Here is an 18,600-nt window from a genome sequence, read left to right on the forward strand (position 1 = left end):
ATGGCAGTTGAGCAAAAGGTGATTGTGGTTACTGGTGCAGGAGGCGGTATGGGAAAGGCTATTATTCACGAGCAATTAAAGCAGGGCAATCGAGTTATTGGACTTGATCTATCCATAGATGCCTTATCAGATATTACACAGGATGCCCTTCAATGCTTTGAGGTCAATGTGTTACAGGAGGAACGTGTGCAAGACATCTGCCAGCAGGTTTTTGATAAGTATGGCAGAATAGATGGTCTTGTTAATGCACTGGGAATTGCCCAGTCAGCTACGCCGATTGAAGAGGTCACAATGGATGAATGGAATCGTTTAATGGATGTTAATGTGAAAAGTTTATTTATCACGACAAAGGCAGTTGTCCCTTTTATGAAAAAACAGCAAAGGGGTTCTATTATTACAATTGCCTCGATTTCAGCAGTGCGACCAAGGCCGGGCTTACAGGCTTATATTGCATCGAAGGGTGCAGCAGAGAGCTTTACGAGAGGACTAGCAATTGAACTAGCATCTAGTCAAATTCGGGTTAATACGATTCATCCAGGACCAGCAGACACACAAATGCTTGGTCAATTTGCCGCACAAGGTGCAGATGTAGAGCAGACGAAGCAAAGTGTCTTTGTGCAATCTGTGCCATTAGGACGATTAGTGAAGCCAGCAGATATAGCAGGAGCTGTTAGTTATTTACTCTCAGATGCAGCAAGCATGGTCACAGGAACGACATTACATGTAGATGGTGGCCGTGGATTATAGGAGGGGTACAATGAAAAAAATTCCTATGTTGATAGATGGTGAGTGGGTTCACGGTGATGCTCAGACATACCTCGATGTTAAGAATCCCTCAACAGGTGAAGTGATTGCACAAATTAGCAACGCGAGTAAAGAACATGTAGAAGAGGCAGTACGTGCAGCTCGTGTAGCCTTTGAACGAGAGGACTGGCGTCAATGGAAAGCCTATGAACGTGGGCAGCTATTGATCGAATTTGCTCATTATATTCGTAAGCATGCAGAGGAATGGAGTTTACTAGAATGTCGGGATGTAGGAAAGCCCTTATCACAGGCACGAGCAGATATTGAAGCAGCGGCACGCTATTTTGAATTTTATGGTGGTGCAGCGGATAAGGTGATGGGAGATACAATTCCGATTGAGGATGGGCTTTTAAATGCAGTAGTGCTAGAGCCAGTGGGCATTACGGTACATATTGTGCCATGGAATTATCCGATTCAAATTACGGCAAGAAGTGTAGCAGCCGCTATAGCAACTGGTAATGCAGTCATTGTGAAAAGTGCGGAGGATACACCGCTAACAACACATGCCATTGCAGAATGGTTCGCCGATAAGTTGCCAAAAGGGATTTTCCAGCATATTACGGGCTTGGGACGAGAAGTTGGTCCTTATTTAACTTCACATCCCGATATTAATCATATTACGTTTACAGGTTCTGTTCCCACAGGAATTGCGGTGATGAAGGCGGCTGCTGAAAATGTTGTGCCTGTGACATTAGAGCTTGGTGGTAAATCTCCTAATATTGTTTTTGCGGATGCTAACATGGAGCAGGCATTAGAGGGAGTTGTACGTGCGATTATTCAAAATGCTGGTCAAACTTGTTCAGCAGGGGCACGTTTACTCATTGAGGAACGAATAAAAGAGTCCTTCATTTCCCGATTAGCCCAAAGGTTCCAAGTAATCCAAGTAGGACCAGGTGAAGCAGATATGGAGATGGGACCGTTACTGAATGAACAACAATATACAAAAATCACTGCATTATTACAGCAAGCAAAGGTAGATGGCTATGTTGTGACGGGTGGGGAACCATTGACTTTGGCAGGCTATGAGAACGGCTTTTATGTTCAGCCAACTATACTTGATGGTGTTGATCCAAATGATCCATTAGCTCAGGAGGAAATTTTCGGTCCAGTGTTAACCGTCTTGACATTTTCGACTGTAGAGGAGGCCATCGCATTAGCCAATAGTACGGACTATGGCCTAGTGGCGGGCATTTGGTCACAAAATATCGATACGGCTCACTATGTGGCAAGTCGTGTGCAGGCGGGACAAGTATTTGTCAATAATTATGGGGCTGCTGGAGGCATTCAAATGCCATTTGGAGGCTATAAAAAAAGCGGAATTGGTCGAGAGAAGGGCTTTGTTGCACTGCGAAACTATACGCAAATGAAAAATATCGCTATACGCTATGCACCACCTAATCAACACTGAGATGGAGGGACGCATATGGAACAGCCAAAAGAAAAAGATGTGCTTTTAGAGGTCAATCACTTATCAATTAAATTCCATTTAAAAAATGGCAAAGAGGCAAAAGTTGTGGAAGATGTGAATTTTACTATTCATAAAGGAGAAACCGTTGCACTGGTTGGTGAATCGGGAAGTGGCAAAAGTATTACATCCTTAGCCATTATGCGGTTGCTGCCTATACCTCCAGGAGAAATTACGTCAGGTTCTATCACTTTAAACGGTAAAAATCTACTTACCTATAAAAATAAAGAAATGAGCCGTATACGAGGCAATGAAATTAGTATGATTTTTCAAGAGCCCATGACCTCTTTAGATCCCGTTTTTACGATTGGCAATCAAATGATTGAAGGCATACGAAGACACCAAAAGGTATCGAAAAAAGAGGCATGGAATAAAGCGCTACAGCTTTTAAAAGAAGTCGGGATTGCGAATGCAGAAAAGGTCATCGCTGAATATCCTCACCAACTCTCAGGCGGGATGCGACAACGAGTTATGATTGCCATCGCAATGTCGAATAATCCGCAGCTATTGATTGCGGATGAGCCAACTACTGCACTTGATGTCACGGTTCAGGCACAGATTTTAAAGCTGATGCTAAAAATGAAGGAAGAGCATCGATCAGCCATTTTATTCATTACCCATGATATGAGCGTTGTTGCAGAGACAGCTGACCGCGTTATGGTGATGTATGCGGGACAGATTGTTGAGGAAGCTCCAGTAAGAGAGCTCTTTTTAAATCCACAGCATCCTTATACAACAGCGCTTTTAAAGACGATGCCAAGCCTTGAAACAGATGTCAAAAGGCTACCATCGATTCCTGGTACTGTGCCACCTGCGTATGCATTACCTGACGGCTGTCGCTTTGCGCCACGCTGTCCCCATGCGCTGGCACATTGTCATCAGGAGCAACCTGCTGTTCATCACATTCAGGAGGCACATAAGGTACGCTGTCATTTATTCACGGAGAAAGGAGAGCTGGCTCATGACAGAGAAAGAAGTTTTGCTGGAAATTAATCATTTAAAAGCCTACTTTCCTGTGAAGCGTAAATCGATGAAGGAAGAGAAAAAGGTCATAAAAGCGGTTGATGATATTTCGATTGAGATTTATAGAGGGGAAACACTTGGAATTGTTGGTGAATCAGGCTCAGGAAAATCCACCTTTGGGCGAACAATTTTAAAGCTCGTTGAACCAACAGCAGGCGAAGTGCTATATAAAGGACAACCCATCCAGCATTTAAAGGGGAATAAGCTACAAAGTTACCGCAATCAAATGCAAATGATTTTTCAAGATCCCTTTGCCTCTCTCAATCCTCGGATGCGAATCGGTTCTATAATCGAAGAGCCGATGAAGCTACAATTAACCTTGACGAAGGAGCAACGCAAAGAGCGTGTGAAGGAGCTATTACAAAAGGTAGGGCTACCTGAGGATGCCATGCATAAATTTCCACATGAATTTTCTGGTGGGCAGCGGCAGCGTATTGGGATTGCACGGGCATTAGCGATTCATCCAGAATTCATTATAGCCGATGAGCCCGTTTCAGCATTGGATGTGTCGGTGCAATCACAAGTGCTCAATCTCATGATGGATTTACAGGATGAATTTCAATTAACCTATTTATTTATTTCACATGATTTAAGCGTTGTGAAGCATATTAGTGACCGTGTGGCAGTGCTGTATTTAGGTAGAGTAGTGGAGATTGGGACAAAGAAGGAGCTATATGCCAATCCGTTGCATCCCTATACACAAGCATTACTATCTGCAATACCAGTTGTTAATTTTGATGAGCCTAAGCAAGAAATACTTTTACAGGGCGAGTTACCAAGTCCGATGAATCCACCTGTTGGCTGTGTCTTTCATACACGTTGCCCGTATGTGATGGAAAGATGCCATCAGGAGAGACCGAAGCTTCACAATGAAAATGATCACCAACGAGTAGCCTGTTTTTTATATGATAAAAAATCAGAAAATTATAATTATTTAAAAAGTGAGGTGTGAAGAATGTTTGGCAATATAACGGATGTGCCAGGTGTTAAGGTAGGACATCGCGAGAACAAGGAGGGCATCACAGGCTGTACGGTGCTAGTAGTGGAAAACGGAGCAGTTTGTGGAGTGGATGTTCGAGGCTCTGCACCAGGTACTCGTGAAACAGATGCGTTAGATCCCATCAATGAAATTGACCGAGTTCATGCTATTTGTTTAGCTGGGGGTAGTGCGTTTGGGTTAGATGCTGCTACAGGCGTTATGCAGTTTTTAGAGGAACAAGGGATTGGGGTAGATGCAGGAGTAGCGAAAATACCGATTGTACCAAGTGCTGTACTCTTTGACTTGTTTATCGGTGATCCACATGCACGACCTACAGCACTAATGGGCTATGAAGCGGCACAAGCGGCACAAGTTGGCTCATTTCCAAATGGCAATGTAGGCGCAGGCTACGGAGCAACTGTAGGCAAATTAGCTGGTCCAGAATTTGCAATGAAGGGTGGGCTTGGTAGTGCTTCCTATGCGGGAAAAGATGGTCTTGTAGCAGGTGCTATCGTGGCTGTCAATGCAGTTGGAGATGTCAAGGACCCTACAACGAGGAAAATTTTAGCTGGAGCAAGAGATACGCATTCTGGTCAATGGGTGGATTGCTGTGCCTATTTAGAGCAACATGCACAATCAGAGGCTTTAGCGGGTACAAATACAACCATTGGTGTTGTAGCAATGAATGCCAAGCTAACGAAGGCTGAGGCTAAAAAGATTGCGCAGCTTACGCAAAATGCCTTAGCACGCACGATTTATCCTGTTCATACAATGCTGGATGGCGATACGATTTTTGTGCTTGGTACAGGGGATCAATCCTATGCACTTGATTATTTAGGCCAGCTAGCGACAAAGGTGATGGAGGAAGCAATTCTGGCTGGCATTAAAGCCGCTGAACGATTGGCGGATGTTGAGAGTTATACAAGCATTCAAAAGACAAGCACTTAGAAAAAGGGGGAACAGCCATGCAATGGAAAAAAAGCGGATTAATACTACTAACAGTGTTAATGGCAATCGTTATGGCAGCGTGTTCAAGTGATGGAGAGAAAACGACGACTACTTCAGGTACTACAGATGGTCAAGCGGCAACAGATGCTCCACAGGAAATTGTTGTACGTGTGAATGATGATCCAGATTTTTTAGATCCACATAAAGCGACAGCGTCCATTTCTTATCAAATGATTCTAAATATCTTTGAGGGGCTAATGGCTCCTGAAACGGATGGCTCCTTAAAGGAGGGACTTGCTGAAAGCTATGAAATTTCTGAGGACGGCTTAACCTATACGTTTAAAATTCGCCAAGGTGTGAAGTTTCATAATGGTGATGATTTAACGATGGAGGATATTCAATATTCCTTTGACCGTTTAATGGGGAAAAATGGTGGGGAAAAAATGTCCAATAGCTTTGATAATGTAGCATCTACAGAGGCGCCTGATGCAAGTACATTTGTGATTAAGCTAAAAGAGCCAAATTCAAATTTCTTGTATTCATTAACAGGCAGACAATCAGCTATTATTCCAAAGAGCAATGATGGGAAGCATAATGAAAATCCAATTGGTACAGGTCCATTTGCCTTTGTGAAATATGCACCAGGTACAAATTTAGAGCTTAAGAAAAATGAACAGTATTGGCAAGAAGGATTACCTTATTTGAATAAAGTAACCTTTGCCTTCCAATCAGATGATCAGGCAGCCATTATGAGCTTAATGGCAAACGAAGTTGATTTAACGAGTGTTCCTTGGCACCGTGTGAGCGAGGTAGAGGGAAGCTATAATTTATCACACCAAAATAATAACTCTTCTCTTATTGTTACATTTAACGAAACAAAGGCACCATTTGACAATGTGAAGGTTCGTCAAGCAATCAATTACGCAATTAGTAAAGCCGATATTATTGACTCTGTGTTTGCAGGCTATGCTGTGCCACTTGGCTCTAATATGAGTCCAGCGATGGGCGATTTCCAAAAGAAGGGCTTAGAAAGCATGTATGAGCGAGATGTGGAAAAAGCGAAGGCGTTATTAGCAGAAGCAGGATATCCGGATGGCTTTAAAACAAAAATTACAGTGTCTTCACACAATGATATTTACTCAAATATTGCACAAATTGTCGTAGCTAATCTACAAGAGATCGGAATTGATGTAGAAATTGAAGTAGTGGAATGGGGAATTTGGCTAGATCGCGTTTACTTTGGTCGTGACTATGCAATGACAACGATTGACTTAACAGGTCGTGCATCTGCTTTTGAAGTGTTGAATGATTACATTTCTACAAACGATAGTGAAAACTTCTTCTTATTTAAAAATGAAGAATACGACAAAATTATGGCTGATGTTTTAAAGGAAACCGACCAAGCCAAGCAAATAGAGTACTATCATCGTGCACAGGAAATATTAGCTGAGCAGGCAACAGCAGTGTATATTGCGGATTATCAAATCGTTTGGGGATCTGACAAACAGGTGACGGGGCTCAAGAGCTATCCATTCTGGTTCCACGATATGTCAGAGGTCAAGTTTTCAAACTAGAAAGGGATGAGTGCTTATGATGTATATCCTACGTCGAATCATCCTGTTAATAACAACCATCCTTCTAGTATCCATTATTACATTTGGTGTTTTTCAAATTTTACCTGGTGATCCAGTTCGCACAATGCTAGGAACAGAGGCGGATCCCACTCAAATTGAAAATTTACGATCTGAGCTTGGCTTGGATCGTCCTCTTTATGAACAATATGTGGATTGGATGAAGGGCTTATTGACAGGGCAATTAGGGAATTCCATTCGATTTTCCATGCCAGTAAAAGAATTACTATTTGATCGACTTCCTGTCACCATGTCATTAGCAGGACTCACCCTTATCATTGTCTTAATCATCTCATTACCTTTAGGGATGTTTGCAGCAAGAAGACAAAATAAATTAAGTGATGTGTCATTATCGACTGTAACCCAGATCGGTATGGCAGTGCCTTCCTTTTGGCTAGGGATGATGCTTATTCTTTACATTGGCCTACAGTTCAGCTTCTTTAAAATAAGTGGCTATATACCTTGGACACAAAGTGTAGCAGGGGCGCTCAGTACCCTAATACTTCCAGCCTTAACGATTGCGATTCCACAAATTGCGGTGAATTTTCGTTATGTTCGTACAGCCATTTTGGAGCAGGTCCAGCTCGATTATGTCCGTACGATACGCAGTAAAGGGATGTCTGAACAAAATGTAATGTATAAGCATGTTTTGAAAAATTCCATGATTCCGATATTGACGGTTTTTGGGTTGATTATGGCGGAGGTTGTGGCAGGAACGATTATTGTGGAGCAGGTGTTTTCATTGCCAGGGATTGGTCAGTTATTGATTACGGCTATCAGTAATCGGGATTTTCCACTCGTACAAGGGATCGTTATGTATATTACAGTAGCTGTCGTCATGATTAATTTTATCATCGATGTTTTATATTCTGTGTTGGACCCTAGAATTCGATTACGTTAAGAGGTGACTACCATGAAACAATTACAGCGCTATACTAAAAAAATCAATTTAGTCATTGGTCTCCTCGTCATTGTTGGCTTTCTGCTCGTCATGATTGTTAGCTTTTTTTATACACCCCATGATGTCAACGCGATGAATATACCTGAAAAATTGCGTGGTCCAGGTGGTGCCTATATGTTTGGAACAGATGAATTTGGGCGAGATATTTTTAGTCGCATTATGAAGGGGACACAAACAGCCTTTGCCGTGGGTCTATTAACGGTTGCGATTGGAACGATATTTGGTATTCTCATAGGCGGAATTGCAGGCTATGTTGGTGGCTGGGTCGATGAAATATTTATGCGTACGATGGACGCTTTAATGGCCTTTCCAGGAATCATCTTAGCATTAATGCTTGTAGCAGTATTCGGCCCAGGAATAACGAATACAGCGATAGCGCTGGGGATTATCGCGATACCTGCTATTGCGAGGATTGCCCGCAGTGGCTTTGTGCAACAACGTGACTCGGAATATGTGCTGGCAGCGAAATTAATTGGTGTTAAGCCTTATAGCATCATGTTTCGTCATATTTTGCCAAACATTTCGTCGCAAATTATTGTGGCAGCAACCGTGACTTTTGCGACAGCAATGTTAGCCGAGGCAGCACTGAGCTATTTAGGGCTTGGGGTACAGCCACCAAACCCTAGCTGGGGCAGAATGTTAAAAGATTCACAAGCCTATTTAATCGGTGCCCCTTGGTATACGTATGCCCCTGGAGGAGCCATTACGATTCTTGTTTTAGGCTTATATATGCTCAGTAATGCTTTACGAGATTTTATGGACCCGCGTTCAAAATCGTAATAGATCAGGTGCTGTCTTTTGCAACAGTTCATATGCCTTAACAGCCATCTCAATATTGAGGCGATGGGGAGCTTGTAAAAAATCAGCACCTAGTATACTTTCTAAGCGTTCTATTCGTTTGTAAAGTGTTTGACGGACAATAAACAGCTGTTCTGCTGTATCATTTTTAGCGCCATTACAGGACAGATAAACAGCTAATGTTTGAAATAAATCATGGCTACTTTTTTGATCTAATACTAAAATTTCCTGTAAATAATCTTTTACAAATTGTAGGAGAGCTGTTTGATCCTGCTGTAATAACAATCGATAAACACCTAAATCCTTATAATAGATGGAGCTCGTCAATTGATGATGCTGCATTTGGATGGCTGATTTGGCTTCCTTATAGCCCAGATGAACACTTTCGATCGTTTGATAGACATTGCTAATACCACAGCTAAGGGTAAGTTGCTCAAAAAATTGTGCTGCTTTTCTTGCAATGATTTGTGAAATTGCTTGATCAAAAGCGTCGCGATTGTCTTTCATATAATCTGCAGCAATGAAAAAGGCTAAAATAATTATCTCATGCTGTCTTACTGAAACAGTAGGGAAAAATCCAAGCTTTTTCAGAATCGAACGAACATACATGGCATTTTGTAGCTGGATTTCCTGCCATTCTTCTTCAGGTACAGTATTGGCTTCATCATGTAGATTGAACACGACGACTCGGTAAAATAAATTACGACTTTCGATTGGTAAATAGCTTTGGTAGTATTGAATATCTACTGGCTGACCTTGAATTAAGGCTAGTATGAATTCATCTTCCCGGCTTTGCTGTCGCTCCTGAAGCATGCGGTTACGCATTAAAATATGGGCAATCGACATAGTTGCTCGTTCAAGATTTAACAAGGTGTAATCACTCTGCTTTGGCAGTTCAGAATGCATACATAAATAGCCCCACACTTGTCCAAGTCCATTAACAGGAATAATGACAAAATGGTCTTTACCCAAGGATAGAAGGTGCAAGGGCTCTTGTAGTTCTAACTGCTGACAATGCTCCTCCATGACACGTAAATATTTTTTAGCCTCCATAGGATAATAAAAGCTTTTTGTATCTTCTGAAACAAATAGAAAGGGAGCATTTGTATCTTGATGGAGCACTTGTAATATTTTTAAAATACCATTTGGCATTAATGATAATTCCATAAAAGTTTTGGATAGTGTATCTAGCTGTGTAAGTGCCTGCTGGTGTTGATTAATTATGTACGTGTGCAAATCTTGCGTAATATCAATAAATCGTACAATTTCCTCAAAGATGATGATAGGGAAATGATGGGCATTTGCCATGGCAATCAATTCTACGGGAACATGGTCAAAATAGTCGCCAATTTCTATACAAAGACCAGCTGCCTCATTACGAATAAGGTTTTGTAAGTAGGCTATTTGTGTTTCTCGTTCTAGCTGTAAACCGACACCCGTGGTTAAAATTAATTCACCACCATTGATTAAGGTTTCAAAATCTTTAATTTCTAATATATGTGTCCACAATACTTGGCGATCTAGGCCGTGCTGCCCTGCAATAAGCTTCGCCGATTCAAAATGCTTGCGCTTGAGGACATCACGTACGAGTAGAGGATGTTTCGACATCAATTAGCACCTGCCCTTCGAATGTACAATGTCTATTTCATTATGTTAGAGAAATCAGAAAATTTCAATATTAACTAGCTTAATAGGGAAAATGGTGATAGACAAAAAGACACCGATGATACACGATTGGAGGTCATGATATGGAGCGAAACGATCAGTTTACACATACTTTACAGCAAAAAGATCATGAAAACATTTGGCATCACATGTCTATCTATAACGACAAAGCACCTCCCATTATTGAGCAGGGAGAAGGGGCATGGATTACAGATAGTTTAGGCAATCGCTTTTTAGATGGCATGTCAGGCTTATGGGCAGTGAATGTAGGGTATGGGCGTGAGCGTCTTGCTAGGGTTGCGTATGAGCAGCTAAAAAAGCTTTGCTATGCTCCTTTAACACAAAGCCATGAACCTGCCATCAGGCTCGCTGAAAAAATAAACAGCTTACTTGATGATGACTATATGATGTTTTATTCCACTAGTGGCTCAGATGCGAATGAAGTAGCATTTAAGTTAATACGTCAATACCATCAACAAAATGGGGAAGGGAACCGCTACAAAATCATTGCTCGTTATCGGGGCTATCATGGCAGTTCACTTGGGGCATTAGCAGCTACAGGTCAGGCATTACGTAAATTTAAGTACGAGCCGCTGACACCAGGCTTCTTACATGTTGCTCCACCTGATCACTATCGTCGTCCAAAAGGGCAGTCAATTGAGGCATACAGCCTAGCACTTGCCCGAGAAATGGAAGAAAAAATTATTTGGGAGCAAAAAGAAACCATTGCGGCTGTCATTATGGAGCCACTCATCACGGGTGGTGGAGTGCTTATTCCACATCCAACTTATGTCAAAGAAGTCGAGCGCATTTGTAGAAAGCATGGAGTTTTACTCATCGTGGATGAAGTCATTTGTGGCTTCGGACGGACAGGTAAGCTATTTGGCCATCAGCATTTTGATATTCGACCAGATGTCATTACCATGGCGAAAGGATTAACGAGTGCCTACCTACCACTTTCCATTACAGCTATAAGGAAAGACATTTATGAAAAATTTAAAGAGACGGACGGCTATAGTCATTTTCGCCATATCAATACGTTTGGGGGCAATCCAGCAGCGTGTGCAGTGGCCTTAGAAAATATAAAAATCATGGAGGAGGAAGGACTTGTGCAGCGAGCAAGAGATTTGGGTATTCAATTCCTACATGATTTGCAAGACCTATTAGAGCTGCCTTTCGTTGGCGATATTCGTGGGCTTGGGTTACTCATTGGCATCGAGCTGGTTGAAGATAAACAATCTCAAACACCTGCTAAGCCTGAGCTAATCGCGAAAATCATGGCTGATTGTCAAGCAAATGGCTTAATTATTGGAAGAAATGGTGATACAGTTGAAGGCTTCAATAATATCATTACGTTAAGTCCACCGCTGTGCTGTACAGACGAGGACTTTGATTTTATGGTTGCTGTATTAAAACGAGTTTTTGCAGCCAATGTCTAGCCTAAGGCGATTCCAAATGTGCGAAAAACACGAGGAATCGCCTTTAATACTGCCGTTTATGCCCTTTCTTCACCTCTTCCCAGTCAATTTCGATGTTATGCAACACACGTGTTAGTAGACTGTGAATGCTGTTAATCTCCTCATTGGAAAACCCCTCAAGCGCACGGGCATTGGAATATTCGCCCTCTCGTTTTAAAAAAGGATAGATGTCCATGCTTTTAGCTGTAGGAAAAAGTAATTTATTTTTCTTATTACCTTGTTCAATTCGTTTTTCAATAAAGCCTTTGGTCTCCAATTTTTGAATAGCTCGTGAAGCCGTTGTACGGTCTACCTTCAATAGCTCTGCGACTTTCTCTTGAATAATACCTGGATGTTCACAAATACGGATGACATATAAATATTGCCCCTTTGTCAAATCCAATTCCTTGAATTCAATATTGCTTATCGAGTCTAATGCCCGTGCTATGGCACCTATTTCACGTAAGATTTCTTTCATGTTCGATCCTCCTGAGATTTTTGTTGTAATTGCAATAAAAATCATTCTATACTAATACTATCATCTTCAAAGTGAAATTGCACCTAGAGAAGATGATAAGGCAGGAGAAACTAGGAGGAATAGTAATGACTATAAAAAAAGTGACAACTGAAGCAGAATTACAAACAGCGTTTGATTTTAGACGAAGCGTTTTTATTGAAGAGCAGCAAGTCCCTGAGGAAGAAGAATATGATGAATTTGATGCACTGGATGCTCCATGCGATCATATTTTGGTGTATTACAATGAGCAACCTGTTGGAACAGGGAGACTTCGAGTTGTAGAGGACTATGGCAAATTGGAGCGTATTTGTATATTAGAAGAATACCGCCAATATGGCCTTGGTAAGGAAGTTATTGTGGGCCTAGAGCAAATTGCTCGAGATAAAGGGCTAACAAAAGCAAAATTAAATGCTCAGTCCTATGCAGAAGGCTTTTATGAAAAATTAGGCTATCAGCGTGAAGGTGAAGAATTTATGGATTGTGGCATCCCCCATATTTTAATGAAGAAATACTGGTAGCAGACGAAATTCACCCGATTATAGAACATGCCAGACTTAGCGTCATACTTTGTAACTTTTTAATCGTAGCTTGGGTCTACTGCTGAAAGGGGGGATGTTGTTGAAGAAATGGATATGCCTTTGTTTCATGTGTTTGTTGTTACTGACTGCTTGCGGTAGTCAAGTCATCATCGAATGGGTTGATTTAATCAAATGGGATGGTGAGCAATATGAAGCTGTATATGAAGTAGCGTTAGCCGATCGTTCATTCATTGATAAGGACATAGGGGAAGTTGATTTTAAAGTGGCAGATCATATCAAAAGAACTTCCTATCGCTTTAAGGATGGCGATGCAGCCTTCCATGAGAAGGGAACAAAGCTTTATGCGATAAAGGGTCTTGACGATGCTATTGCGGTAGAGGATCAGTCGGTTATTAATGGCTATCGAATTTATATGATAAGAGCTGAAGCTCCGCCGCGACGGAATTTTGATCAGGTTCCATTAGAAGAAGTGAAGAAAATAGAATTTTACGCATCTACGGAAGAAGGCAATCGGAAAACGGCTAGCTATACAAACCAGTCTGACATGGCAGCTATAAAGGCAATTTTAGTCAATAGTAAACCAGCCCCATCCTTTGAGCCAAATGGAGATACGAACCGTTATGATGTACTCCTTTATACAGACGATGCCATTGCTTTTCAATATGGCATACAATTTGATGGTACTACTTATTTTTGGTTTCCGTCAGAAAACGCGATTTTATCGAATGATATACAGCAGTTTATTTCCAAAGATTAGCGTACTTCTCTAAAGAGAATTCCATGCTACTTTCTGTAATGGTTAGGCGATCAGGAAGATTAACACTTTAGCAAAATGCGCCAATTAAAGAAAGCTGCCCAAAAAATAAGGCAGCTTTCCTTTATTTTTTCTTTACAACCGTACCTGCAAAGCTATCATGAGGAAGACGTTGACCATGCTGCTGCTCGAAGGCTTGGCGATCTTTTAGATAATCGAACGTACTGATAGTGTCTCGATAAGCCATGCGTTTAATAATTTGACATTCTGATAATGGACGACCATCTTCATTTTCGAGTGTCAATCCCATTGCTTTGTAGCCAATCGTTTGTCCGTTTTTACGGAGTTGTGCATATTCTAGCGCCCACAATACCACAGTTGGCGTAACGAGTGCATGAACAGCCTCATTTTTTACTTTTTTTCGTAGGAAGTATTCAACCCCAAACGTGACAGCTGTTGAAACAGCTGTATCGATTAAAAATGCAGCTGTGCGTTTTTTTGTCATCGATTCCATATAAGCCCTCCTTAAATGACCTGTCACTAGTACATACGAACAATAAGGACAAAAAGTTTCGATTTATCCTAGATTCATATCTAATGAAAGTACAGGATAGGATGGAATCGCCCCATGCTTTGTTGTTGAAATGCCTGCATATCCGTTTGCAAAAGATAGCAGAGACATTGCATACTGTTCACAATGAGCTACCACTTGATCTACTGTTAGTTGATGATGAAGAAATTGACTTAAAATCGCGCCAATAAAAGCATCACCAGCCCCAGTTGTATCAACGGTTTGTACCTTGTTAGCAGGAGCCTTCACATGATGCTTTTTCGTATATAAGGCAGCCCCAGCAGCACCATGTGTAATGATGATAACTTCTACATATCCCTTAAATAACGTTTGAACAGCTTCCTGTTCATCTTCTAGAGTTGTTAAAAACAACAGTTCTTCCTCTGAAAGCTTGACAATATGGGCTTTTGGTAAAAAGGCTAAAATGGTTTCACAACACGCCGTCTTATCCTGCCATAAAGGAAGGCGCACATTCGGATCAAAGGATATAAGGCTTCCTGCTTGATGTGCCTGTTCAATAAGGGCAAGATGTGCTTGTTTCATAGGACTCTCTACAAGATTAACAGAGCAAAAGTGAACGATATCGTGCGCTGTTAATAGCTGCGAGGGGAGGTATTCCTGTTTGTATAAGAGATCTGCAGCATGTCGGCGATAAAATTGAAAATCTCGTTCGCCATGTTCATTTAATGAAACAAAGGCAAGACTTGTTTCACCATCCGTTGATTGACGAATAAACTGTGTATCTACACCTGCTTGCTGCAACGTTTTGATTAGGAAGTCACCAAAGGCATCCTGACCGACTTGTGTGAGAAGGGCCGCCTGCTGTCCTAGCTTTGCACAGACAGCGGCTACATTGGCAGGTGCCCCTCCTGCATGTTTAGTAAAATGCTCAATGTTGGCTAGGGAGCCGTGCTGCTGTGTCGGTGTAAAGTCAATTAATAATTCTCCAATTGTGAAGAGCTTGCCCATTATGAGACCTCCTGTGGTAGTCGCTTTTTCTTAGGAACATAAATGGTATAAAAAATACCAGCGAAAATGAGAAGGATCCCCATCGTTTGCGTAAAGCTTGGCATAAAATCAAGCAATAGCATATCCAGTAAAATGGCGACAACAGGGTCGACAAAAACCAATACGGAGACAAGAATCGTAGACAGGCTACGAATACTATCAAAAAATAAATAGTAAACAAATCCTGTATGAATAAAGCCTGTGCCGAGTATATAAAACCAATTGGTTGACGTTAATCCATCAAACAGCGAGAAGTCGATAAAAGGCAGTAGTATCACGATTCCAACTGTTGTTTGAATATAGGTTAACGCATACGAGCTAAGCTTCGTGATGGTTTTGCTTGTTAGCATTGTAAGGGCATAAAATACTGCTGACAGTAATGCCCAGATAAAGCCAGATTGCATAAATTCTGAGAACGACACAAAATTATTGAGACCGATGATAAAAATACTACCGATAAAGCAAGTAATTGTTGCGACAAGTGCCTGAATGGTCATTTTTTCCTTCAAAAAGATAGCGCCTAAAATTAACACAAATATGGGGGCTAAATTATAGATGGAAATGGCAATTGAAATGGACATTTCCTCAAAGGCTTTAAATAAAAATACCCAGTTTAACACAATAAAGACACCGCAAATAAGCGTTTGAAAAATTTCTTTCTTATCCCATACCTCTGTTTTATGTCCACCAGTGATGAGCCACATACCACCTAGAAAGAGGGTTGCGCAAATGCATCTAACAAAGACAAGCTCTGTAGCGGGAACACCAGTGTGAACGGTAAAAAAGCCGATGGAACCAAACAGTGCCATGGAGACTGTTAGTTTAATGATTGCTGAGATGTTCATACGAAACCTTCCTTCTATTATTTTATGAAACTATAAGAACTATTCACGAATTTGGCCGTTGCCATGAATAACATATTTTGTTGATGTTAATGCAGGCAAGCCCATTGGTCCACGGGCATGTAGCTTTTGTGTACTAATACCGATTTCTGCACCATAGCCAAATTCAAAGCCGTCTGTGAAGCGGGTGGAGGCATTATGATACACTGCTGCTGCATCAACATTGTTTAAGAACGTCTCGGCGGTTAATTGATCTTCTGTAATGATGGCCTCAGAATGATTTGTGCCAAAGTATTGAATATGCTCAATCGCTTCATAGACATTTTCCACCAATTTAACGCTTATTTTTAAATCAAGGAACTCTGTCGCATAATCTTCCGCCGTAGCTGGAAGGGCAGCTGCAAATTGCTGACATACTTGCTCATCACCGATGATGGCTACACCTGCATGATGAAGGGACGTTAAAAGCTGGACGCCATGTTCTTGAAACCAAGTAGGATGAATGAGTAAGCTTTCTGCTGCATTACAAACAGAAGGACGCTGTGTTTTAGCATTCAGACAGATTTTTTCTGCTTTTATGTAATCCGCCATTTCATCCACGTAAATGTGACAGTTGCCTGCACCTGTTTCCAGTACAGGAACAGTCGCTTCATTGACAACTAAATCGATCAGGGCTTTGCCACCGCGAGGAATGAGCACATCTAAGTACTCTTTTAAATGGAAGAGTTCTTTGGCTGTTTCGCGGCTTGTATCCTCAATTAATTGAACAGCATCTGTAGGGATGGATGTTTTAGCAAGCGCGCGATGAATACTTGCAACAAGAGCCATATTAGAAAACTTAGCAGAGGAGCTTCCACGCAAAATAACTGCATTGCCCGTTTTTAGGGAAAGTGTTGCTGCATCGATCGTGACATTTGGTCGAGCTTCATAGATCATACCAATAACACCAAGTGGAACAATTCGTTTTTCAATGCGCAGCCCATTGTCTTTTTCAATGCGTTCAACAATTGTACCTACTGGATCGTTTAAGGAGATGAGTAAATGAATGGCATCGGCCATTGCCGCAATCCGTTCTTCATTGAGCATGATGCGATCTAACGTAGACGCAGGAATACCTTGCTGCTCACCCTGTGCCAAATCCTTTGCATTTTCAGCCATGATGTCAGGTTGATCAATTAATAGCTGTTCTGCAATTTTTTTCAGTGCCTCATTTTTCTCGCAGGTTGTTTTAATATTTAACATGTAGCTTGCGGCTTTTGCGCGTTGTCCTTTTTCTTGAATTTCACTTGTCATTTGTCATTCCTCCTTAATTCGTTTGAATTTTCAGCCATTTGTCTCGGTGAATTACCTCAATAGGGCTTTTCAGCAATGTATCAGTCCGTTTTCCCATGGCAGAGATAAGCTCTTGGGATGAGTACAGTACTTCGCCGCGTCCCAGTAAGTCCTTCTCACTATAGACTTCAACAACATCACCATTTACAAAATCACCTTCTACACGATAGACGCCAGCAGGTAATAGACTTTTCCCATTATTCATTAAAGCCTGTTCAGCACCACTATCTATAAAAATCTTACCAGAAATTTCCGTAAGTGCAATCCACTGTTTATGATTTGTTAACACAGCAAGCTCGTCATGCTCCACATAAGTGCCATCACCTTGTCCTGCTAAAATATCGACGAGCTTCTGTGCACCATGACCTGTTCCGATAAATACCTTCACCCCTGCACGTAGCGCTGTTCGGGCCGCCAGAAGCTTAGAGGCCATGCCACCTGTGCCAACCTTTGATCCTGTACCATCCGCAAAGCTTAGCAGATCATCTGTAATAGCCGCTAATCGATCAATGCGCTCTGCCTGAGGGTTTTTATTGGGATTGGCATTATAAAGGCCATTGATATCTGTTAAAATGATGAGCTGATCTGCGTGGACAAGTCCACTGACGAGTGCTGAAAGCATATCGTTATCTCCAAAGGTTAATTCACTAATTGACACTGTATCGTTTTCATTAATAATCGGTAGCATGGATCGTTCTAACAATTCCTCGAAAGTCGCATAGGCATTTTTATAGCATTCTTTTTTAGAAAAATCTGTTCGCGTCAATAATATCTGTGCAGGCATGATATCGTAAATACTAAATAAGGCACTGTACGTTTGAATAAGTAGGCTCTGTCCTACAGCAGCAGCTGCCTGCTTTCCTTTCACTGTCACAGGTCGAGCAGGGTAGCCTAGTTGTTTAAAACCCGCCGCTACAGCACCTGACGAGACAAGCAACACTTCATGACCCAATTTCTTCAACTCGGCGATTGCCTGCACATGGTCCATTAAGCGAACTTTATCGATTTCACCCTTCACATTCGTTAAAGAGCTACTACCAATCTTAACAACAATTCTTTTTCTCTCCATCTCACTACCTCCATCATTGCTGAATCAAGATAAAAAAAGCCTTTTCATCCTAAAAATTAGGACGAAAAGACTTGCCTTCCGTGGTACCACCTACATTGAATATCATGCGACATTCCACTTTTCTCATAACGCTCGAGACTGCGCCTAGTTTGGCTAGGACGTTTCACGAAGTAGGTTTCATTAGTCTTTCTTGTACAATGCCTTTCAGCCGATGGGCATCGCTCTCTTTTCAAGCAG

18 protein-coding genes are annotated in these 18,600 nt (G+C 41.5%); 11 read left to right on the forward strand and 7 right to left on the reverse strand.

Features of this window, described 5'->3' with window-relative positions:
• From MKY76_RS08595 to MKY76_RS08630, 8 genes are read left to right on the forward strand one after another with little or no spacing between them, the layout of a single operon-like run.
• Entirely contained in the window at window positions 1–747 is a 747-nt protein-coding gene (locus tag MKY76_RS08595) for a glucose 1-dehydrogenase (RefSeq protein ID WP_221680754.1), read from the forward strand.
• Window positions 748–757: 10 nt separating this feature from the next.
• The gene (locus MKY76_RS08600) at window positions 758–2,212 is read left to right on the forward strand and encodes an aldehyde dehydrogenase family protein (RefSeq protein ID WP_048390125.1); all 1,455 of its coding nucleotides are present in this window, start codon (window positions 758–760) and stop codon (window positions 2,210–2,212) included.
• Window positions 2,213–2,227: 15 nt separating this feature from the next.
• A complete protein-coding gene (locus MKY76_RS08605; RefSeq protein WP_004229594.1) occupies window positions 2,228–3,262 on the forward strand; it encodes an ABC transporter ATP-binding protein in 1,035 nt (344 codons plus the stop codon).
• Complete coding sequence (locus MKY76_RS08610) at window positions 3,231–4,244, forward strand: dipeptide ABC transporter ATP-binding protein (protein ID WP_315057436.1); 1,014 nt, start codon at window positions 3,231–3,233, stop codon at window positions 4,242–4,244. The genes MKY76_RS08605 and MKY76_RS08610 overlap by 32 nt, the downstream gene beginning before the upstream one ends.
• A 3-nt stretch (window positions 4,245–4,247) precedes the next feature.
• Entirely contained in the window at window positions 4,248–5,219 is a 972-nt protein-coding gene (locus tag MKY76_RS08615; protein ID WP_054550828.1) for a P1 family peptidase, read from the forward strand.
• 17 nt (window positions 5,220–5,236) lie between these two features.
• The gene (locus MKY76_RS08620; RefSeq protein ID WP_009374229.1) at window positions 5,237–6,793 is read left to right on the forward strand and encodes an ABC transporter substrate-binding protein; all 1,557 of its coding nucleotides are present in this window, start codon (window positions 5,237–5,239) and stop codon (window positions 6,791–6,793) included.
• 16 nt (window positions 6,794–6,809) lie between these two features.
• Window positions 6,810–7,751, forward strand: a complete 942-nt coding sequence (locus MKY76_RS08625; RefSeq protein ID WP_342557660.1) for an ABC transporter permease — start codon at window positions 6,810–6,812, stop codon at window positions 7,749–7,751.
• A 12-nt stretch (window positions 7,752–7,763) separates the two neighbouring features.
• Window positions 7,764–8,591, forward strand: coding sequence for an ABC transporter permease (locus tag MKY76_RS08630; RefSeq protein WP_004229583.1), 828 nt, complete (start codon window positions 7,764–7,766; stop codon window positions 8,589–8,591).
• Here MKY76_RS08630 and MKY76_RS08635 read toward each other — a convergent pair.
• Entirely contained in the window at window positions 8,580–10,217 is a 1,638-nt protein-coding gene (locus MKY76_RS08635) for a PucR family transcriptional regulator (protein WP_004229580.1), read from the reverse strand. The two genes, MKY76_RS08630 and MKY76_RS08635, sit on opposite strands and share 12 nt — an antisense overlap.
• 140 nt (window positions 10,218–10,357) lie before the next feature.
• On the opposite strand from MKY76_RS08635, the gene MKY76_RS08640 reads away from it, so the two are divergent.
• Window positions 10,358–11,713, forward strand: coding sequence for an aspartate aminotransferase family protein (locus MKY76_RS08640; RefSeq protein ID WP_342557661.1), 1,356 nt, complete (start codon window positions 10,358–10,360; stop codon window positions 11,711–11,713).
• 43 nt (window positions 11,714–11,756) lie between these two features.
• On the opposite strand, the gene MKY76_RS08645 is transcribed toward MKY76_RS08640, so the two are convergent.
• On the reverse strand, window positions 11,757–12,209 hold the full coding sequence (locus MKY76_RS08645) for a MarR family transcriptional regulator (RefSeq protein ID WP_237900219.1): 453 nt from the start codon (window positions 12,207–12,209) through the stop codon (window positions 11,757–11,759).
• A gap of 125 nt (window positions 12,210–12,334) precedes the next feature.
• Between MKY76_RS08645 and MKY76_RS08650 the strand changes: the two genes are divergently transcribed.
• Together MKY76_RS08650 and MKY76_RS08655 are read left to right on the forward strand one after the other, a co-directional pair.
• Complete coding sequence (locus tag MKY76_RS08650) at window positions 12,335–12,766, forward strand: GNAT family N-acetyltransferase (RefSeq protein ID WP_054550830.1); 432 nt, start codon at window positions 12,335–12,337, stop codon at window positions 12,764–12,766.
• A gap of 94 nt (window positions 12,767–12,860) precedes the next feature.
• Window positions 12,861–13,544, forward strand: a complete 684-nt coding sequence (locus MKY76_RS08655; RefSeq protein WP_342557662.1) for a hypothetical protein — start codon at window positions 12,861–12,863, stop codon at window positions 13,542–13,544.
• A gap of 121 nt (window positions 13,545–13,665) precedes the next feature.
• On the opposite strand, the gene MKY76_RS08660 is transcribed toward MKY76_RS08655, so the two are convergent.
• The 5 genes from MKY76_RS08660 to proB all read right to left on the reverse strand — a co-directional run bounded on the left by MKY76_RS08660 (window position 13,666) and on the right by proB (window position 18,363).
• On the reverse strand, window positions 13,666–14,055 hold the full coding sequence (locus tag MKY76_RS08660) for an RDD family protein (RefSeq protein WP_048390139.1): 390 nt from the start codon (window positions 14,053–14,055) through the stop codon (window positions 13,666–13,668).
• Window positions 14,056–14,118: 63 nt separating this feature from the next.
• Entirely contained in the window at window positions 14,119–15,081 is a 963-nt protein-coding gene (locus MKY76_RS08665; RefSeq protein ID WP_257961338.1) for a carbohydrate kinase, read from the reverse strand.
• Window positions 15,081–15,965 (reverse strand): DMT family transporter, encoded by an 885-nt coding sequence (locus MKY76_RS08670; RefSeq protein WP_004229564.1) that lies wholly within the window; start codon window positions 15,963–15,965, stop codon window positions 15,081–15,083. The genes MKY76_RS08665 and MKY76_RS08670 overlap by 1 nt, the downstream gene beginning before the upstream one ends.
• 39 nt (window positions 15,966–16,004) lie before the next feature.
• Window positions 16,005–17,255, reverse strand: a complete 1,251-nt coding sequence (locus MKY76_RS08675; protein WP_054550833.1) for a glutamate-5-semialdehyde dehydrogenase — start codon at window positions 17,253–17,255, stop codon at window positions 16,005–16,007.
• Window positions 17,256–17,268: 13 nt separating this feature from the next.
• Window positions 17,269–18,363 (reverse strand): glutamate 5-kinase, encoded by a 1,095-nt coding sequence (proB, locus tag MKY76_RS08680; protein ID WP_054550834.1) that lies wholly within the window; start codon window positions 18,361–18,363, stop codon window positions 17,269–17,271.
• Window positions 18,364–18,600 lie beyond the last annotated feature (237 nt).

The sequence above is a fragment of the Lysinibacillus sp. FSL P4-0201 genome (genome assembly GCF_038593425.1).
Classification (GTDB): Bacteria; Bacillota; Bacilli; order Bacillales_A; family Planococcaceae; genus Lysinibacillus; species Lysinibacillus capsici.

Bases quoted from the DNA above. Each gene is read 5' to 3' on its own strand.
- MKY76_RS08595 (WP_221680754.1), top strand. From the start codon at position 1: ATGGCAGTTGAGCAAAAGGTGATTGTGGTTACTGGTGCAGGAGGCGGT.
- MKY76_RS08600 (WP_048390125.1), top strand. From the start codon at position 758: ATGAAAAAAATTCCTATGTTGATAGATGGTGAGTGGGTTCACGGTGAT.
- MKY76_RS08605 (WP_004229594.1), top strand. From the start codon at position 2,228: ATGGAACAGCCAAAAGAAAAAGATGTGCTTTTAGAGGTCAATCACTTA.
- MKY76_RS08610 (WP_315057436.1), top strand. From the start codon at position 3,231: ATGACAGAGAAAGAAGTTTTGCTGGAAATTAATCATTTAAAAGCCTAC.
- MKY76_RS08615 (WP_054550828.1), top strand. From the start codon at position 4,248: ATGTTTGGCAATATAACGGATGTGCCAGGTGTTAAGGTAGGACATCGC.
- MKY76_RS08620 (WP_009374229.1), top strand. From the start codon at position 5,237: ATGCAATGGAAAAAAAGCGGATTAATACTACTAACAGTGTTAATGGCA.
- MKY76_RS08625 (WP_342557660.1), top strand. From the start codon at position 6,810: ATGATGTATATCCTACGTCGAATCATCCTGTTAATAACAACCATCCTT.
- MKY76_RS08630 (WP_004229583.1), top strand. From the start codon at position 7,764: ATGAAACAATTACAGCGCTATACTAAAAAAATCAATTTAGTCATTGGT.
- MKY76_RS08635 (WP_004229580.1), bottom strand. From the start codon at position 10,217: ATGTCGAAACATCCTCTACTCGTACGTGATGTCCTCAAGCGCAAGCAT.
- MKY76_RS08640 (WP_342557661.1), top strand. From the start codon at position 10,358: ATGGAGCGAAACGATCAGTTTACACATACTTTACAGCAAAAAGATCAT.
- MKY76_RS08645 (WP_237900219.1), bottom strand. From the start codon at position 12,209: ATGAAAGAAATCTTACGTGAAATAGGTGCCATAGCACGGGCATTAGAC.
- MKY76_RS08650 (WP_054550830.1), top strand. From the start codon at position 12,335: ATGACTATAAAAAAAGTGACAACTGAAGCAGAATTACAAACAGCGTTT.
- MKY76_RS08655 (WP_342557662.1), top strand. From the start codon at position 12,861: ATGTTGTTGAAGAAATGGATATGCCTTTGTTTCATGTGTTTGTTGTTA.
- MKY76_RS08660 (WP_048390139.1), bottom strand. From the start codon at position 14,055: ATGGAATCGATGACAAAAAAACGCACAGCTGCATTTTTAATCGATACA.
- MKY76_RS08665 (WP_257961338.1), bottom strand. From the start codon at position 15,081: ATGGGCAAGCTCTTCACAATTGGAGAATTATTAATTGACTTTACACCG.
- MKY76_RS08670 (WP_004229564.1), bottom strand. From the start codon at position 15,965: ATGAACATCTCAGCAATCATTAAACTAACAGTCTCCATGGCACTGTTT.
- MKY76_RS08675 (WP_054550833.1), bottom strand. From the start codon at position 17,255: ATGACAAGTGAAATTCAAGAAAAAGGACAACGCGCAAAAGCCGCAAGC.
- proB (WP_054550834.1), bottom strand. From the start codon at position 18,363: ATGGAGAGAAAAAGAATTGTTGTTAAGATTGGTAGTAGCTCTTTAACG.